The following is a 16,661-nucleotide window of genomic DNA, read 5'->3' as shown; positions in this document are numbered from 1 at the left end:
CTGCTGCAGACCATGCCTACGATGACCCATCAAAGTCAAAAGACACTTGAACGCCAAACACTCAGCCTCCCTGAAGGACACGACAAACTGTTGCTGCATTCATGCTGTGCCCCATGTTCAGGTGAGGTGATGGAAACCTTGATTGAGTCAGGCATCGACTTTTCAATTTTTTTCTATAATCCCAATATCCATCCAGTCAAAGAATATCTAATCCGTAAAGAGGAAAATATTCGCTTTGCCGAGAAGCATAATATTCCATTTATCGATTGTGACTATGACACAGATAACTGGTTTGCACGTGCCAAAGGCATGGAAAATGAGCCTGAAAAAGGTATTCGCTGCACCATGTGTTTTGATATGCGCTTTGAACGCACAGCACTATATGCCTATGAGAATGGCTTTAGCTTGATCAGCAGTTCACTGGGTATTTCACGTTGGAAGAATATGCAGCAAATCAATGACTGTGGTCTACGTGCTGCTGCACATTATCCTGATATTCAATATTGGGACTATAACTGGCGTAAACATGGTGGTGCGGTACGCATGCTAGAAATCAGCAAACGCGAAGAGTTCTATCAACAGGAATATTGTGGTTGTGTTTATTCGCTTAGAGATAGTAATCGATGGCGTATGAGCAATGGTCGTGATCGAATTAAATTGGGCGTTAAATTTTATAGTAATGCCATGGATGATGAGTCAAATCAATAAAAGTGACATTGAAATAAAAGGCTAATTCATCAGAATTAGCCTTTTCGCTTCTTAATTTACAGCAACACTGATAATGCTATAGAACTGATTGCTTGGCTTTTGCTTTGCATCGACCGCTTCGCTAACTTCAATCAGGTATTCGCCTGCTTTAGCAAAAACTAAATCAGCACTACCATCTGCAGCAGTCTTAAAGCTTATGCCTTGCTTATCTGTTGCACCTTTAGCACGAATGACCACATTGGCATTGGTCAATGCTTGATTGGCTTTCGATACCTTAATCTTCACCGTTTGATTGGCCTTTAGCTCACTTGGATGGGTTAAAAACTCAACTTGAATCGATGCTGTGCTTGCCTGCACTGGCGTGCTCTTTTCTTTAGACACATAAGTCAAAAATGTCCATTCACGGGTAATTTCGACAGGTGTAAATTTTTTCGCTTTTAAATCCGAAGGGATGACAAAATCACGCTCAGCTTTGGCAGGTGCTTTGTCTGCTGGCATATCAAAGAACATTTTCCATTCTTTTTGATCTTGCACATATTTCAATGGATAACTGGCACTGGTTTTGACCGTATAAGTCCCTGCTTCAGGCAATTTCAAGTCAAATACTGTTGCCGAACCGAGCTTAGAATCTGGCTCAATTGTGGTTTTAGTATGATTTGGTGACGTAATTTCAAACTTCGCATCTTTTAATGCATATTCACTCTGTAAAGCTTCTTCTGCATAACCCGAGATTATTGCAACTTGGGTTTGTTCCGTTGTATATGCAAGCGGTGCAACATAGGGTTCATGAGCAAAGCTATAACCTGACACTACAACCAATGAACTGATTAATAATTTTTTCACTCTCTTCCCACCCTTTATAAACATTCAGCTAAAAATTGTCTGCTTTGCATTATACATAAATGAAAACAATTATCATTCAATTAATCAATTTTTATGCTGTATCTGCAAACCAATTGCGATAAAAATTGTGTTCCATTTCACCTTTCCTAAAGCGAGTCGAATATAATACAGCAGTACTTTTTAACTCGAAATATTATGTCCTCGCCAAGCTCTCCCTTAGATTCCACACCCTCACACAACTATTCTTTATTTCTGGTTATTTTCTCCCTTGCTGTTGGTAGTTTCTGTATCGGCACCACCGAATTTGTGGCGATGGGACTAATCCAGGAAATTGCCACCGATTTAAATGTCAGTGTGCCGCATGCAGGCTATTTCATCAGTGCCTATGCACTCGGTGTTATGGTGGGTGCGCCGATTATTGCGATTTTAGGGGCAAAAGTACCACGAAAGATGCTATTGCTCAGCTTGATGCTTTTTTATGGTTTGGCCAATGCAGCAACCGCGTTTGCAACCACACCAGAAGCTATGTTGCTGTCTCGCTTTATTGCCGGTTTTCCGCACGGTGCTTACTTTGGTGTAGCAGCATTGGTTGCGGCTGAACTGGCTGGCAAACAGCGTCGTGCCACTGCGATTGCACAGGTCATGATGGGTTTAACAATTGCCAATGTTATTGGCGTACCGATTGCCACATGGCTGGGTCAACAATTTGGCTGGAAATCAGGTTTTGAGTTTTCTGCGGTGATTGCGTTTATTACCCTGATCGGTGTCAGCCTATTTGTTCCCAATATCCCATTACAGAAAACTGCCAGTATCAAAGCGGAGATGGCGGGTTTAAAAAATATCAATATGTGGCTCACCCTCGCCGTTGGTGCCATTGGCTTTGGTGGCATGTTCTCGGTGTATAGTTATGTCTCACCAATCCTAACCGAATATACCCATGCCGATATCCGCGTGGTGCCTGTGGCCCTCGCGATTTGGGGTGTTGGTATGGTGATTGGTGGCTTAGTTGCCGGCTGGTTGGCAGACAAAAATCTATTTAAAACCATTATTGGCATCCTAATCAGTTCTGCACTCGCCTTTGTTGCGGCCAGTTTTATGATGTCCAATCTCTATACCGCAATTACAGCCCTATTCCTGATTGGGTTTACCGTGATTGGTCTAGGCGGTGCCTTGCAAACCCATTTGATGGATATCGCAGGTGATGCACAAACTTTGGCAGCCTCACTGAATCATTCAGCTTTCAACTTAGCCAATGCGCTCGGTGCATTCTTAGGCGGATGGGTTCTCAGCCACAATATGGGGTGGCTAGCGCCGATCTGGGTTGGTTTTGTATTAAGCTTAGGTGGCTTAGCAATTCTATTGATTGCACTGGCGTATGCCAAATACTCACAAAAAAATGAATCTGTGGTGTCTTAACGGCAGATTCATCTCCTTGGGTTATTCAATAATCTTTGCAATTTGTCGATCATGCCATCGAGAGAATAACAATAAGGCTGTGATCGACCCAATCAAGGCAAAGAACATATCTGACTGAGTATCCCACTCATCCCCTTGTGTACCCAAAAACTCTTCTGCCCCTTGCCCCAAAGACAATGCAGCCGCCCATTCAATCAATTCATAACTGGCACTGATTGCCAATACAATACAGATCACAATAGAACTGAGCATTTTACCTTTGCTTAAAATATGATTGCGAATCAGGATTTCACGCGCAGCTATGGCAGGTACAAAGCCCTGCATAAAATGTCCAATTTTGTCATAAGGATTCCGTTCTAAACCAAACCATTGTGCCATCTCAAAACCCAAAGGCACGCGTGCATAGCTATACGCCCCACCTACAATCAGCACGATGGCATGCAAAAAAATCAGTCCATATAACAAATGAGTGAGCGGAAAAGTTTTATAAGTGGCAAATAATAACGGGACTGCGATCAATACGGGTATCACTTCAAGCCACCACGTGGTTCGATCGAAAGGCTGAATTCCAGAAATCAGCAGCAAAATGGCTAAAATCGCTGTACCCAAATACAGTAAAGAAATACGCATGATGTTATAAAAATAGTGATTTATTAAATCCCATCATATAAAAAACCCAAAGGAAGTCCTTCGGGTTTTTGTTATAAAATCAGCAGATTGAATTTTTACTTCACAGCATCTGCCACTTCTTTCAACATGTCCTTCATACCATCTAGACCATTGTTCATCAAATACCAGTTACTTGAATCCAGATAAACAATATTGCCATTTTGAGCTGCTTTGGTCTGATTGATAATCTTATTATTTAATACCTGCTTGGCGCCCTGCTGATTTTCAGTAATCGCTGCTCCACGGTCAATCACAAATAAATAATCTGGATTTTTCTGAGCGATAAATTCATGCGACACCGCCATACCATGCAAGCCGACTTTGATTGAAGGATCTGCTGGAGTAAAACCATATAGATCATGAATATTACCAAAACGAGACCCTGGACCATAAGCTGCAATTTTGCTGTTATTCACCAAAATCACCAATGCTGTTTTACCTTTGGTTTTGGCTTTTAATGCGTTAATGTCTTTTTCTAAAGTTTGCAACTGCTGCTCAGCTTCTGGCTTTTTACCCACCATTTCAGCGATATTTAGGGTTTGCTGTTTAAAGGAATTAAACTGATCGTTGTAATCCACATCAACAAAATAAGTCGGCGCAATCTGTTTAATCTGGCCCATCAGATTTTCCATACGGCCACTCATGAGAATCAGCTCAGGCTGACTGGCCGCAATTTTTTCCAGATTCGGCTCTTTGACTGTACCGACATCAAGATATTTACCATCGTTAAAATCTTGCAGAACTTTCGGTAAAGGTGTGCCTTTTGGCAAAGCGACCACTTTATCACTCGCCCCCAAGGCATGAATCGTATTCAGCGCATTGGTATCCAGTACTGCAATCCGAGACAAATTAGCTGGAATGCGAATCTGGCCAGCCTTGCTATTAAAACTCAAACTGTCATGCGTGGCAGTGGTATTTACGTCCTGTTTTGCAGAAGGTGCTTCGGAATTACTACATGCAGCCAAGACCACACTCAGCATCATGACTGGCAATGTTTTTTTGAAAAGCATAACGAACTCCTAACTAATAAAATACAAACCTAATTTGTGCTGTTGAATTTGTTGAATCGGGATATGAAAATCAAAAATATCCTTGAGAATGCGTTCATCCATTATCTGTTGTGGATGACCTTGGTAGACCAGTTGCCCTTCTTTCATGGCAATGATGTGATCGGCATACACTGAGGCAAAATTAATGTCATGAATTACCACAATGATGGATTTGCCATGATTTTCGGCTAAATCTTTTAAAACCTTCATAATCTGAGAGGAATGTTTCATGTCCAGATTATTCAAAGGTTCATCCAGCAAGATATAATCGGTGTCTTGCGCCAGAATCATGGCGATATAAGCGCGTTGGCGTTGTCCACCCGATAATTCACTAATTTGGCGATGTCGTAATGCTTCTAAATCCATGTAGGTAATAGAACGATCAATCACTTTGCGATCTTCTGAAGTTAAGCGTCCTTGCGAATAGGGAAAACGACCAAATGCCACCAAATCTTCAATACTGAGTCTCAACTCGGTATGGTTGGACTGTTTCAAAATTGCCAGCTTTTTCGCGATCTCGGCACTTTTCATTTGACTTAGATCTTGTCCATCCAGCAAAACTTGTCCCTGATCAGCCTCAATTAGACGGCTCATCATCGAAAGTACGGTACTTTTGCCCGCACCATTCGGGCCAATAAAAGCAGTAAACTGACCTTTGGCAATACTCAGGGAAAGCTCTTGTACCACCTGTTGTTGCTGATAGCTTTTGCTTAAATTCTTTAGCTCTATTGCCATTTTTTATTTTCCTTCAGTAATATCCAGAAGAAATAAATTCCACCGACAAAATTAATGATCACACTGAGCGTGGTTTTGAAATTCAAAAGATGCAATACGATGAATTGCCCGATCATCAAACACAGGATACTGACCAGAATAATGCCGACTAATAAGATGTGATGTTGATGGGTCTTGAACAGCTCAAGGGTAATGTTAAGGACCAACAAGCCAAGGAACATCATCGGGCCTGCCAAGGCTGTCGCAGAAGCAAGTGCCAATACCACAAGAATGAGAAGCAAACGACTGGTCTTGTCATAATCCAAACCTAAGTTCAAAGCATGATCACGCCCCAGCGCCATCACATCGAGCTTGTGATAATGCTTTAAGCTGTAAAACAGAATCGGCACAATGGTCAGCAAAGACAGCCCAACCGTTTCCATTTTCACCACATTAAAACTGGCAAAACCAGCATAGGCTGCAATCTGAAATTCATCAGGATCGAGCAAGACTTGAAAGAAGGTGGTCATGTTGTCGAATAAAGTCGAACAGATCAGCCCCACCAACAGTAGGAAGTAAATATTTTGCTGTGCAACTTTCTTGAAAATAAAGTGGTACAACACCAAGGCAAAGCTCAGCATTAACACCAAGCTGATCAAATAATCCAAGACAAAGTTAAATGACAGCAAGGTGCTGGCACCAAAGAAATAAATAATCTTGGTCTTGGATAGTTCATATAACTTATCCAATCCTAGAGCCTGCGGTGTCACGACCCGATTATTGACAATGGTATGGAAGACCAAAGTTGATACACCCACAGCGACACCTGCGACAATAATTGCAGCAACAGTTTTCACGCGCAAACCAAGTGCATATTGCCAAGCCACTCCCAAATTCCAACCCAGATACAAGGCAATGCTGAGGATAGCTAAAAAGGCTAAAACAATGAGCTTGGTTTTATGTGGCATAGCGATATCTCCTGAGCAATAACCACAGGAAAATCACACTACCAACGATGCCCATAACCAGACTCACTGACACTTCATAGGGATAGATCACTACCCTACCAAATACATCACAGAGTAGAACCAGCAAAGCCCCCAGAAGTGCCGTATGAGATAAGGTTCGACGGATATTGTCGCCTAGATATAAGCTGACCAAATTCGGTACGATCAACCCAAGAAAAGGAATCGCGCCAACGGTTACAATCACCACACCTGTAATCACCGAGACCAGTAGCAAACCCAGAAATAAGGTCTGTTTATAATTGAGTCCAAGATTGGTGGCAAAATCCTGTCCCAAGCCAGCCAAAACAAAACGATTGGCAAAGATATAAATCAGAATCAAGACAGGAACACTGAGATAGATCAGCTCATATTGACCATTTAAAATGGTAGAAAAGTCCCCTTGCAACCAACCCGCCAAGTTCTGCAATAGATCCATTTGCAAGGCGATAAAGGTGGTAAATGCCGAGATAATACTGCCGAAAATCATCCCCACCAGTGGAACAAAGACCGTATCTCGATGTTTGAGGGTCGCCAGAATGCTCATAAAGGCCATCGCCCCGATCAGTGTCACCGCAATCGCAAAACCTGTTTTGACAAAGATAGAAGCACTTGGCAGCAAGATAATCGAAACCAATACACCTAAACGGGCACAGTCATATAAACCTGCGGTAGTTGGAGAAACGAAGCGGTTGCGGCTGAGTGATTGCATAATCAAGCCACAGACACTCAGCCCCGCACCTGCCACAATAATTGCCATAAGACGCGGTAAACGACTAGTCCAAAACAACTGCCAGTCATGTGAATTTCCTGCCCACAAGCCTGCAAGGTTCATCTCACCAACACCGACAAATAAGGAAATAAATGCCAATGGAAGCAATAATAAAATTAGATAACGCCGCTTAATCATGTTGGGAGAACTTCATCAGTTGCGTAAACTTAAAATAAGCTTAAAAATTACAAAACACTAAATAAGAAACTATCACAAATGATAAAGATTATTGTTAACTTTTTTAAATGAAATAGCATCTATGTGAAGTAGCGCTTAATGGACTGAACTTTACTTTTAATTTTTAATAAAAAAGCCCTGAGTCTCAGTGTTAACAAGCTTTAGAGCAAATTGAGTGTCGTCTACTGAGGATAAATAACTAAGCAAGGCAAAATTTTGCTTAAGTCTTGGGCTACATTTTTATAATAAATTTCAAATTATTCAGAGAGCTTTTCACCACAATGCGGACAAAAACGATACTGTTTCTTTTCCTGCTCCTGATCTTCAAGCAGCTTTTCCCTGACCAATTGCATAATAATTTCATGGGTCTGCTCTTTGGGTAAACCGACCTTTTTGCGAATCCGTTCAATTTCCACTTGATCATGCAGCAGGTCCAAACCTTTGGCCTGGAGTACCTCCCTAAACTCTTGCTCCAGTCGCTGATTACGCATATTTAATTCATTGGCAAGGCCAGAAGCCAAAATACCCGCAGGCAAAGCAGCAATACCGACACCAAGAATGGTAATGAATGCACCAAGTATCCGCCCCAAGTTAGTCACAGGGGTCACATCGCCATAACCAACTGTGGTTAAGGTAACTACTGCCCACCACATCGATTGTGGTATTGAACTAAACGCCTCAGGCTGGGCTTTGTTTTCAACTACATAAATCGCAGATGCCGTCATTACAATCATAATGACCAAGATAAAAATAACCGCTTGGAATGAGCCTTTTTCGCGTTGGATAACGCGCAATAAAATTTGCAAGGAAACAAAATAACGGGTTAGCTTGAGTAACCGAACCAAACGTAAGACCCGTAAGAAACGTAAATCGATCGGAACAATAAAATTGAGATAAGCTGGCAAAATCGCCAATAAATCGATAATTGCCCCACCACTTTTCATCCAACGAATCCGCTGTTTCCAAGCAGCTTGTTGTGGTTCTTCCTCAACAATACTCCAGAGCCTGAGCAGGTATTCGCCACTAAAAATCATGATCGAGAGATTTTCAAAGATATCAAAATAAGGCTTGTACAGTTGATAAAATTCATTGACGGACTCCAACAGAACCGCAGCAACATTGCCAATAATCAAGGCAATCAGTACATAGTTTACGCAGCGGCTAATCGTACTTTTATAGTCATCATTGTGCAGATTGTCATAAACAAAGCGTCTTAATTGCTGCCATGAAAATTGAGTCATACCATACTTATTGTTTGATCAAGCAAGCTAAAAATGTAGCATGATGCTTTCATTTTTAATAAGGGATTTTAACCTAACACCCTATTTTTCTCGTTTAAAACAAAATTATTTGCCCTATATAACGCTGTTTCAACAAAACTTTCTTTGCAGTTTGACGCTCGCTTCAACGATAATAAAAGCTTAGTGGTTATTTTCTTTAACGATTCATTCATAAAGAACTATAAATTTTATTAAACCCGTACAACAAGGGGAATTTACATGGGATTCAAAGCTCTCCCTACGCTGATCTCTTTATTTATTGCATTGATTATCTGGTTCGTCATTCCTGTACCCGCTGGCGTTGATCCTGATGCATGGCATTTACTGGCGATGTTCGTTGGTGTGATTGCTGCCATTATTGGTAAGGCCATGCCGATTGGTGCAATTGCGATTATTGCCATTACTTTGGTCGCTGTGACAGGTGTTACCAACGATAGCCCAAGTGGTGCAATTCAAGATGCGCTCAGCAGCTTTGCCAATCCGCTGATCTGGTTGATTGGTATTTCAATCATGATTTCTAAAGGTTTGCAAAAAACGGGATTAGGCGCACGCTTAGGCTATTTATTTATTGCGGTTTGGGGCAAGAAAACCATTGGTATCGGTTATAGCATGGTGCTGTCTGAACTGATTCTTGCACCTGTTACCCCAAGTAATACCGCACGCGGTGGCGGAATTATTCACCCGATTGTCCGTGCAATTTCCACCAGCTATGACTCTGATCCTACCAAAGGCACTGAGGGTCGTATGGGGAAATATTTAGCTTTGGTCAACTACCAAGCCAATCCAATTACTTCTGCCATGTTTATTACCGCAACTGCCCCTAACCCGTTGGTGGTTGATCTAGTGGCAAAAGCAACCAATAGTCAGATTTCACTGAGTTGGAGTACTTGGGCACTGGCGATGTTATTACCAGGCTTAATTGCCTTGATCACCATGCCGTTGATTATGTACTGGATGTATCCACCTGAAGTCAAAGAAACTCCGAATGCAGCTCAGTTTGCCAAAACTAAGTTAAAAGAAATGGGACCTGTCAGCAAAAATGAAATCATTATGCTGGGGGTATTTGGTATTTTACTGCTGTTATGGGCAGGCATCCCTGCCATGATTTTTGGCTCAGCTTGGGCGGTTGATCCCACCACGACTGCCTTTATTGGTTTAGGTTTGCTGCTAATTACTGGCGTACTGACTTGGGAAGATATCCTGACGCAAAAAAGCGCGTGGGACACCATCACTTGGTTCGCAGCTTTGGTGATGATGGCGACTTATTTAAATAAGCTCGGTTTAATCACATGGTTCTCAGGTGTACTAGAAACAGGGATTGGTCATTTGGGTCTCAGTTGGATGCCTGCCTGCTTATTACTCATGCTGGCCTATCTATATGCACATTATATGTTTGCCAGTACCACCGCACATATCACCGCCATGTTTGCAGCCTTTTATACGGCTGGACTTGCATTGGGCGCACCGCCGATGTTATTTGCCTTAATGATGGCAGCGGCTTCGAGCATCATGATGACCTTAACCCATTATGCAACGGGTACATCGCCTGTGGTATTCGGTTCGGGTTACACCACACTGGGTGAATGGTGGAAAGCTGGCTTTGTCATGAGTGTCGTCAATATCATCATCTTTGTGGTGATTGGCGGGCTTTGGTGGAAAGTGTTGGGTTATTGGTAGGATAATTTAGTTTAAAAAAAGCCCCTTACAGAAGGGGCTTTTTCATGTAGCTAATTTGAAGGGTACTAGAATTATAAACCTACACAGCGAATAAAATGATATCAGCATCATTAATCAGGCTTGATATCATAAACCCAGTTTCGTGCTTGTTGCTCTGTCGTCGTTTCGCAGACGTAGTAATCTTGATGCCACGAGTCTTGATGGAAAATTTCCTTTTTGTGGTAGCTGACTTGTTTGCCATTTTCAACACAGATAAAACTGTCACCTTGATCTTTCACAGCTGAACCGTTAAGAAATCCACCAATACATAAGAAGCGGGATTGTTTCGCCATATAATTAAATCAACTTTCTAAATCACTCATTTTCGATGATTAAACGATGGATTATTTGAACTGTAAAGACAAATTTAGATGGTCATATCAATTAAGCTTATTAGATAGTTACAGCACAGGAATTACTAATTTTTTGGATTTATAGCTGATTTCAAAATTTAGATGAATTAAAAATTTTTCAAAAAAAATAAGGGCTGATTACTCAGCCCTTATTTTTAGCTCACTAACGTATTAGGTTAATTGAGCTGCTTGGATTTTCTTGGTATCAACTTGATCAGCTTCTTTTGTATATTCGCTCATCTTGTCGAAGTTCAAGTATTTGTAGATGTCAGCAGAAGCACTATCGATTTGCGACGCGTACTGTTGATATTCTTCTGGGCTTGGTAATTTACCAAGAACCGCAGCTACAGATGCAAGCTCAGCAGAAGCTAAGTAAACGTTTGCACCTTGACCTAGACGGTTCGGGAAGTTACGTGTAGAAGTCGATACACATGTTGTGTTCGGTGCTACACGTGCTTGGTTACCCATACACAATGAACAGCCTGGCATCTCTGTACGCGCACCAGCACGGCCATAGATGTTATACAAGCCTTCTTCCATCAATTGATGCTCGTCCATACGAGTTGGTGGAGCCAACCATAAACGAGTAGACAATGAACCACCAGGTACTTTGTCAAGTAACTGACCTGCTGCACGGAAGTGACCAATGTTGGTCATACAAGAACCGATAAATACTTCATCAATCTTGTCGCCTTGAACGTCAGAAAGAAGTTTCGCGTCATCTGGATCGTTCGGGCAGCAAAGAATTGGTTCTTTGATGTCAGCAAGATCGATTTCGTAAACTTTTAAGTATTCAGCATCAGCATCAGCTTTTAACAGGCTTGGGTTGTCTAACCACTTCTGCATGTTTTCAGCACGACGTGCCATTGTACGCGCATCGCCATAACCTTCTGCAATCATCCATTTCAACATGGTGATGTTAGAACGTAAGTATTCAGCAACTTTCTCTTCAGAAAGTGTGATTGAACAGCCAGCAGCAGAACGCTCAGCAGATGCATCAGAAAGTTCGAATGCTTGCTCAACAGTCAAGTCATTTTCCATTTCTGATAAATCGATCTCAAGGATACGACCAGAGAAGATGTTTTTCTTACCTTTCTTCTCTACAGTTAAGTCACCCGCTTGAATCGCGTAGTAAGGAATTGCATGTACAAGGTCACGTAAAGTGATACCAGGCTGCATTTTACCTTTGAACTTAACAAGTACAGATTCAGGCATATCAAGTGGCATAACACCAGTTGCAGCTGCGAACGCAACAAGACCAGAACCCGCTGGGAAAGAAATACCGATTGGGAAACGAGTATGCGAGTCACCACCAGTACCAACAGTATCTGGAAGTAACATACGGTTTAACCAAGAGTGGATAATACCGTCACCTGGACGTAAAGATACACCACCACGGTTCATAATGAAGTCAGGTAATGTATGGTGAGTTGTTACGTCAACTGGTTTTGGATACGCAGCAGTGTGACAGAAAGACTGCATCACTAAATCTGCTGAGAAGCCCAAGCACGCCAAGTCTTTTAACTCGTCACGCGTCATAGGACCCGTTGTATCTTGAGAACCAACAGTGGTCATCTTCGGTTCACAGTAAGTACCCGGACGGATACCTTGGCCTTCAGCTAAACCACATGCACGACCAACCATCTTCTGCGCTTGAGTGAAGCCTTTGCCAGTGTCAGCAGGTTGTACTGGTGTACGGAACAATGCTGAAGGTGCAAGACCTAATTCTTCACGCGCTTTCGCAGTCAAGCCACGACCGATGATCAAGTTAATACGACCACCAGCACGTACTTCGTCTAAAAGTACAGGGGTTTTAAGCTCAGCTTCTGCAATTTGTGCACCGTCTTTGAATGCAGTTACTTTTGCAGCAGCGTGATCAATTTTCAATACAACTTCGTCGCCCATGTTCATGTTGGCAACGTCGATTTCTACAGGTAATGCACCTGCATCTTCCATTGTGTTGAAGAAAATTGGCGCGATTTTAGAACCTAAGCACACACCACCATCTTTTTTGTTTGGAATGTGTGGAAGTTCGTCACCGAAGAACCAAAGTACAGAGTTAGTTGCAGATTTACGAGAAGAACCTGTACCAACAACGTCACCCACGTAAGCAACTTGGTTGCCTTTCGCGATTAGATCTTTGATTTGGTTTAATGGACCAACTTCACCTGGTTTTTCAGGGTTGATACCGTCACGCTCGTTTTTCAACATTGCGTTTGCGTGTAATGGGATGTCTGGACGGCTCCAAGCGTCTTGAGCTGGAGACAAGTCATCCGTATTGGTCTCACCTGTTACTTTGAACACAGTGATTTTGATTTCTTCTGGAACGTCAGCACGGCTTGTGAACCATTCTGCATCAGCCCAAGATTGTAATACTGCTTTAGCAGCAGCATTACCTGCTTTTGCTTTGTCAGCTACGTCATGGAACGCATCAAATACAAGAAGTGTTTTCTTTAACGCTTCAGCAGCTAATTCTGCAAGCTCAGCATTGTCTAGAAGTTCAACAAGTGGTGCTACGTTATAACCACCAAGCATTGTACCTAGTAAGTAAACTGCACGTTCTTTAGATACGAGTGGAGAGGTTGCTTCGCCTTTTGCAACAGCAGCTAAGAAAGCAGCTTTTACATATGCAGCTTGGTCAACACCTGCTGGAACACGATTTTCTAGTAAATCTACTAAATAAGCTTCTTCACCTGCTGGTGGATTTTTTAATAAGGCTACGAGTTCAGCAGTTTGAGCATCATCAAGCGGCTTCGGTGGGACTCCGAGTGCGGCACGTTCTTCAACGTGTTGGCGGTAAGCTTCTAGCACAGTGTTATTCCTCTTTTTTAAAAAATTACTTGTAAGTTCCAGCTTGCTACAAGCTTTACAAGTAATGTGGACAAGCAAAATTTTACTAGACTTCGCGTTAAATGTTAATGCAACTACCGTATTTCTACGTGATGCCCATTATTTTATAGCGAAATGTTCATCCCTTGGAAATACCGCTTTGGTCTTAGGTTAAAGTCTAATAAAACAATAAATTACATCCATAAAAAAAGACAAACGGTGTTGTCTTTTTTATATACACATTAAAAAAGTTTATAGTTTGGCAGCTTGTCGTGTGGGGTAACCAAGCATTCTTGCATAAACTGTTTCTTTAAATTTTCACGTAATGCTTCTGGATCTTTTTTCAATTGATCAACAGGAAGTGCATAAACTGTGTCCAAAATTTTAAAGATAAATTTGCGTGTCATTTCATCTTCAATCTTTGCCGCATATTCCGTTGCTTGTTTTTGCTCAATTCCATTTTGACGATCTAAAGTAATCGAACGCGCTGCGTTACCCACACTGACACAGTATCCATGCCACTGTTCCTCAGGGGTTAACGGCTTTTTCTCAGCACAACCAGCCAAAACTAAACCTATTGCAATAAACAAAACTTTTTTCATCATCATACTGCGGCTAATTTGATGCACACATCATACTGAAACTTGTTTATTTTGCAAAAGGAAGCCTTTAAAACCATGCTTTCCGTAATAAAAACATACAAATCATTTGCTACAACGCATGTTATTGCCTAACTTTTGACACTTTCCTCCATTGGCAGAGAGATAAGTCGTACCCGCAACCAAACTATAATGCTTTCCCTTACTGTCCCAACATCTAACCCCATTGCAGTTTTTAACAGGAATAAGTATTTCACTTGTCGCAGTAAAATTGTTTGTGGTCGCCGTGGCTGCAGTTACAGGTTTGGTAGGTGTTGTTGCGGTAGTTGTTGTCAGCGTTGTAATTTTTGGCTCTTTGGGTGCAGTCGGCTGTTGTGCTGTAGTATTGCTATTCTTTTTAACAGGATCGAGCTGAGGTTCTTGTCGTTGTACAGGTTGTGGCGTTGCTGAATAAGTGGTGACGCCTTTGGCATCGACCCACTTATAGTATTCCTTAGCATTGACTTGGAGTGTCGAACTGAATAGCACTAAGCCAAGCACTGCCCAAAGCTGACCAAAAGTGACAGATTTCATTTATTTTCTCCAAAAAATGTCATAAAATCATTAATTTTCAATAAGTTATATTAATTCTATCACATTTTTTATTTTCTAAAATAATCCGCCATAAAAAACCTGCTTTAAATAAAGTAGATCTGTATTTTTAGTAGCTAACAAAACACTGTTCGGTACAGGCTGAGTAATAAACGCAGCAGTTAATGTCCTCTTGGGAACAAACCTTAACAGCTAGCTTTGTAGCTTCCTCAATAATTTCTGCCCGAGCAGTTCTATATGTTGTCTCACAAAACCATCACTGCACATTGATTATGATAGGCAGCTCGTAAGCTCCGTCACTTTTCTTTATACAATCAGCTAGTGCTAAGCGTTCTGCTTTACTATTTGCTCAGACTGTTGTTCCTAGTACACCACCTTTTGGCGATAGTGCAATCCCTCCCATGTCTTTATCCAACAACCTGTAAGTTGGGGTCCCTGCTATGAACCACATTGCTATGATTGCTGCGTAATTCTTTTAAAGATTTATTCATTTCAGACTCTTCTTTTACGCACATCCTTCGATTTTACGGTTGCCAAAACATCACAACATGCACACTCAAAAAACAGATTTATATATTCCACCATAAAATCAACGCAATTCAGAACCATGATTTTAACTTTAAGCCAAAGACTAGAATGACCTAAATAACAGACTTAAAATTCTAAATTATTAAAATAAAATAATGGATTGGTACTTAGAAATATTATCCAAACCATCAGCATAAGTATTAAAAAATTTCCCCAGATGGTTAATCCTCATTAATTTTTATGTGGATAGTATTTCAGGGGTAAATAAATCTGCTTTTTCATACAACCAAAATAATTCATTGCTAAGCAGTTTTTAATAACAGGCGAAAAAACAAACTTAACAATGATTATGCTCAAAAAAGCTTTATGGTGAATTTTCAGTATCTTGATCTTGTTGCTCAATAACTGGAGTATCTTGACTTGATTTTTTAGCATCCAATTTTTTAAGATATTCCAAATCTATAGGTTTTATTTTAGTAAGTAGGATTGCATCTTTATGCTGCCTCATATAGCGCATAAACACCCCACCTAAAAAAACCTGGAGAATCATTGCGAAAAATAAAAATAAAGCAATAGGGATTACATTGGTCGCATTAATTTCTTTTTCAAAAAAATGTATAGGTACAAACATTGTAAAGTAAGCAGCTATTCCATTAATCATGAAAACAACTTCACCAATCTTACTTCTTTTTTCTGCACGTACTTCATCTATTGGCTGCTTAAGCTTAAATTGACCTAAAGACTCATCGAACTCAACAAGCTTGCCACAACTCTTTAGCTTATCAACAATAAATTTACTATTTTCATAGCTATTAACATGTACCAGTGATGGCAGATGAGTCTCAGCTGTCTTTAAAGATTTTTGATAGCTCAGAACTTTTCTTTTATATCTAAAAACATCCTTTTCATATTCTGAGTAAATATCAGATTCAATTTTCTGATCAAGCTCTTTGATTTTACGATTCCGCGTAGAATCATATAATGAAAAAACGTCTTGAATAATTCTTACTTTTTTGGCAAAAAAGTAAATAGCCAAGACAAAAATGATATATATAATAAAACTTGGAACACTTCCCGTTTCAATTATTTTGATCAATAGATCAATCATGGTGTATATAGCCCTCTTAGAAAAATCTCTTATCTTGTTTAATTATTTGTGTTCAGGAATGAATTAGATCTAAACATTTCATTGACGCAATTAATCATTTTAATTTTGATCTAAATCCCATCAATGATTTTATAAAAAAATCAAATACCTGATTAATTTTTATTTTTGCAATAGATCTAATAACTACCCTCACAAATTATTGATGCTCATCAAACCTTAGTGCTAAACATATTGATTAGGAAATGTAGAAATCCTACTTTAAAAATCAAAAAAAGCTAATTAAAACAATGAATTTATTTTCCAAC

15 protein-coding genes are annotated in these 16,661 nt (G+C 40.6%); 3 read left to right on the top strand and 12 right to left on the bottom strand.

The genetic code is table 11. The annotated features are described in order from the left end of the window. Positions 1–12: 12 nt before the first annotated feature. Positions 13–708 carry an epoxyqueuosine reductase QueH gene (locus tag NDN11_RS07680; RefSeq protein ID WP_167246654.1) on the top strand — a complete coding sequence of 232 codons (696 nt, stop codon included), beginning with the start codon at positions 13–15 and terminating at the stop codon, positions 706–708. 51 nt (positions 709–759) lie between these two features. Here NDN11_RS07680 and NDN11_RS07675 read toward each other — a convergent pair whose 3' ends face one another. Further along, positions 760–1,551, bottom strand: a complete 792-nt coding sequence (locus NDN11_RS07675; RefSeq protein ID WP_251111293.1) for a DUF4198 domain-containing protein — start codon at positions 1,549–1,551, stop codon at positions 760–762. Positions 1,552–1,746: 195 nt separating this feature from the next. Here NDN11_RS07675 and NDN11_RS07670 point away from each other — a divergent pair, with 195 nt between their 5' ends. Then, positions 1,747–2,967, top strand: coding sequence for an MFS transporter (locus NDN11_RS07670; RefSeq protein ID WP_251111292.1), 1,221 nt, complete (start codon positions 1,747–1,749; stop codon positions 2,965–2,967). 21 nt (positions 2,968–2,988) lie between these two features. On the opposite strand, the gene NDN11_RS07665 is transcribed toward NDN11_RS07670, so the two are convergent. The 6 genes from NDN11_RS07665 to NDN11_RS07640 form a co-directional block, all read right to left on the bottom strand. Continuing rightward, positions 2,989–3,597 carry a DUF2238 domain-containing protein gene (locus tag NDN11_RS07665; protein ID WP_251111291.1) on the bottom strand — a complete coding sequence of 203 codons (609 nt, stop codon included), beginning with the start codon at positions 3,595–3,597 and terminating at the stop codon, positions 2,989–2,991. Between the two features lie 95 nt (positions 3,598–3,692). Then, positions 3,693–4,646 carry a siderophore ABC transporter substrate-binding protein gene (locus NDN11_RS07660; RefSeq protein WP_251111290.1) on the bottom strand — a complete coding sequence of 318 codons (954 nt, stop codon included), beginning with the start codon at positions 4,644–4,646 and terminating at the stop codon, positions 3,693–3,695. A gap of 9 nt (positions 4,647–4,655) precedes the next feature. Beyond that, the gene (locus NDN11_RS07655; protein WP_251111289.1) at positions 4,656–5,420 is read right to left on the bottom strand and encodes an iron ABC transporter ATP-binding protein; all 765 of its coding nucleotides are present in this window, start codon (positions 5,418–5,420) and stop codon (positions 4,656–4,658) included. Continuing rightward, the gene (locus tag NDN11_RS07650; protein WP_251111288.1) at positions 5,411–6,367 is read right to left on the bottom strand and encodes an iron chelate uptake ABC transporter family permease subunit; all 957 of its coding nucleotides are present in this window, start codon (positions 6,365–6,367) and stop codon (positions 5,411–5,413) included. Before NDN11_RS07650 ends, NDN11_RS07655 begins: the two co-directional genes overlap by 10 nt. Then, the gene (locus tag NDN11_RS07645) at positions 6,357–7,313 is read right to left on the bottom strand and encodes an ABC transporter permease (protein ID WP_251111287.1); all 957 of its coding nucleotides are present in this window, start codon (positions 7,311–7,313) and stop codon (positions 6,357–6,359) included. Before NDN11_RS07645 ends, NDN11_RS07650 begins: the two co-directional genes overlap by 11 nt. 296 nt (positions 7,314–7,609) lie before the next feature. Then, positions 7,610–8,593 carry an ion transporter gene (locus tag NDN11_RS07640; protein ID WP_251111286.1) on the bottom strand — a complete coding sequence of 328 codons (984 nt, stop codon included), beginning with the start codon at positions 8,591–8,593 and terminating at the stop codon, positions 7,610–7,612. Positions 8,594–8,851: 258 nt separating this feature from the next. Here NDN11_RS07640 and NDN11_RS07635 point away from each other — a divergent pair, with 258 nt between their 5' ends. Further along, entirely contained in the window at positions 8,852–10,309 is a 1,458-nt protein-coding gene (locus tag NDN11_RS07635) for a DASS family sodium-coupled anion symporter (RefSeq protein ID WP_251111285.1), read from the top strand. Positions 10,310–10,419: 110 nt separating this feature from the next. Here NDN11_RS07635 and NDN11_RS07630 read toward each other — a convergent pair whose 3' ends face one another. The 5 genes from NDN11_RS07630 to NDN11_RS07610 all read right to left on the bottom strand — a co-directional run bounded on the left by NDN11_RS07630 (position 10,420) and on the right by NDN11_RS07610 (position 16,356). Continuing rightward, positions 10,420–10,641, bottom strand: a complete 222-nt coding sequence (locus tag NDN11_RS07630) for a hypothetical protein (protein ID WP_251111284.1) — start codon at positions 10,639–10,641, stop codon at positions 10,420–10,422. A 231-nt stretch (positions 10,642–10,872) separates the two neighbouring features. Next, complete coding sequence (locus NDN11_RS07625; protein ID WP_065342178.1) at positions 10,873–13,512, bottom strand: bifunctional aconitate hydratase 2/2-methylisocitrate dehydratase; 2,640 nt, start codon at positions 13,510–13,512, stop codon at positions 10,873–10,875. Between the two features lie 260 nt (positions 13,513–13,772). Further along, positions 13,773–14,132: a hypothetical protein gene (locus NDN11_RS07620; protein WP_251111512.1), complete on the bottom strand. Its 360-nt coding sequence runs from the start codon at positions 14,130–14,132 to the stop codon at positions 13,773–13,775. Positions 14,133–14,234: 102 nt separating this feature from the next. After that, on the bottom strand, positions 14,235–14,702 hold the full coding sequence (locus NDN11_RS07615; RefSeq protein WP_167246630.1) for a DUF4124 domain-containing protein: 468 nt from the start codon (positions 14,700–14,702) through the stop codon (positions 14,235–14,237). 910 nt (positions 14,703–15,612) lie between these two features. After that, on the bottom strand, positions 15,613–16,356 hold the full coding sequence (locus NDN11_RS07610) for a hypothetical protein (RefSeq protein ID WP_251111283.1): 744 nt from the start codon (positions 16,354–16,356) through the stop codon (positions 15,613–15,615). Positions 16,357–16,661 lie beyond the last annotated feature (305 nt).

Origin of the sequence: Acinetobacter sp. C26M, from assembly GCF_023702675.1 — a bacterium.
Lineage (GTDB): Bacteria > Pseudomonadota > Gammaproteobacteria > Pseudomonadales > Moraxellaceae > Acinetobacter.
Note: the sequence above shows the minus strand (reverse complement) of the source record. Positions and strands in the feature narration are given on the sequence as shown.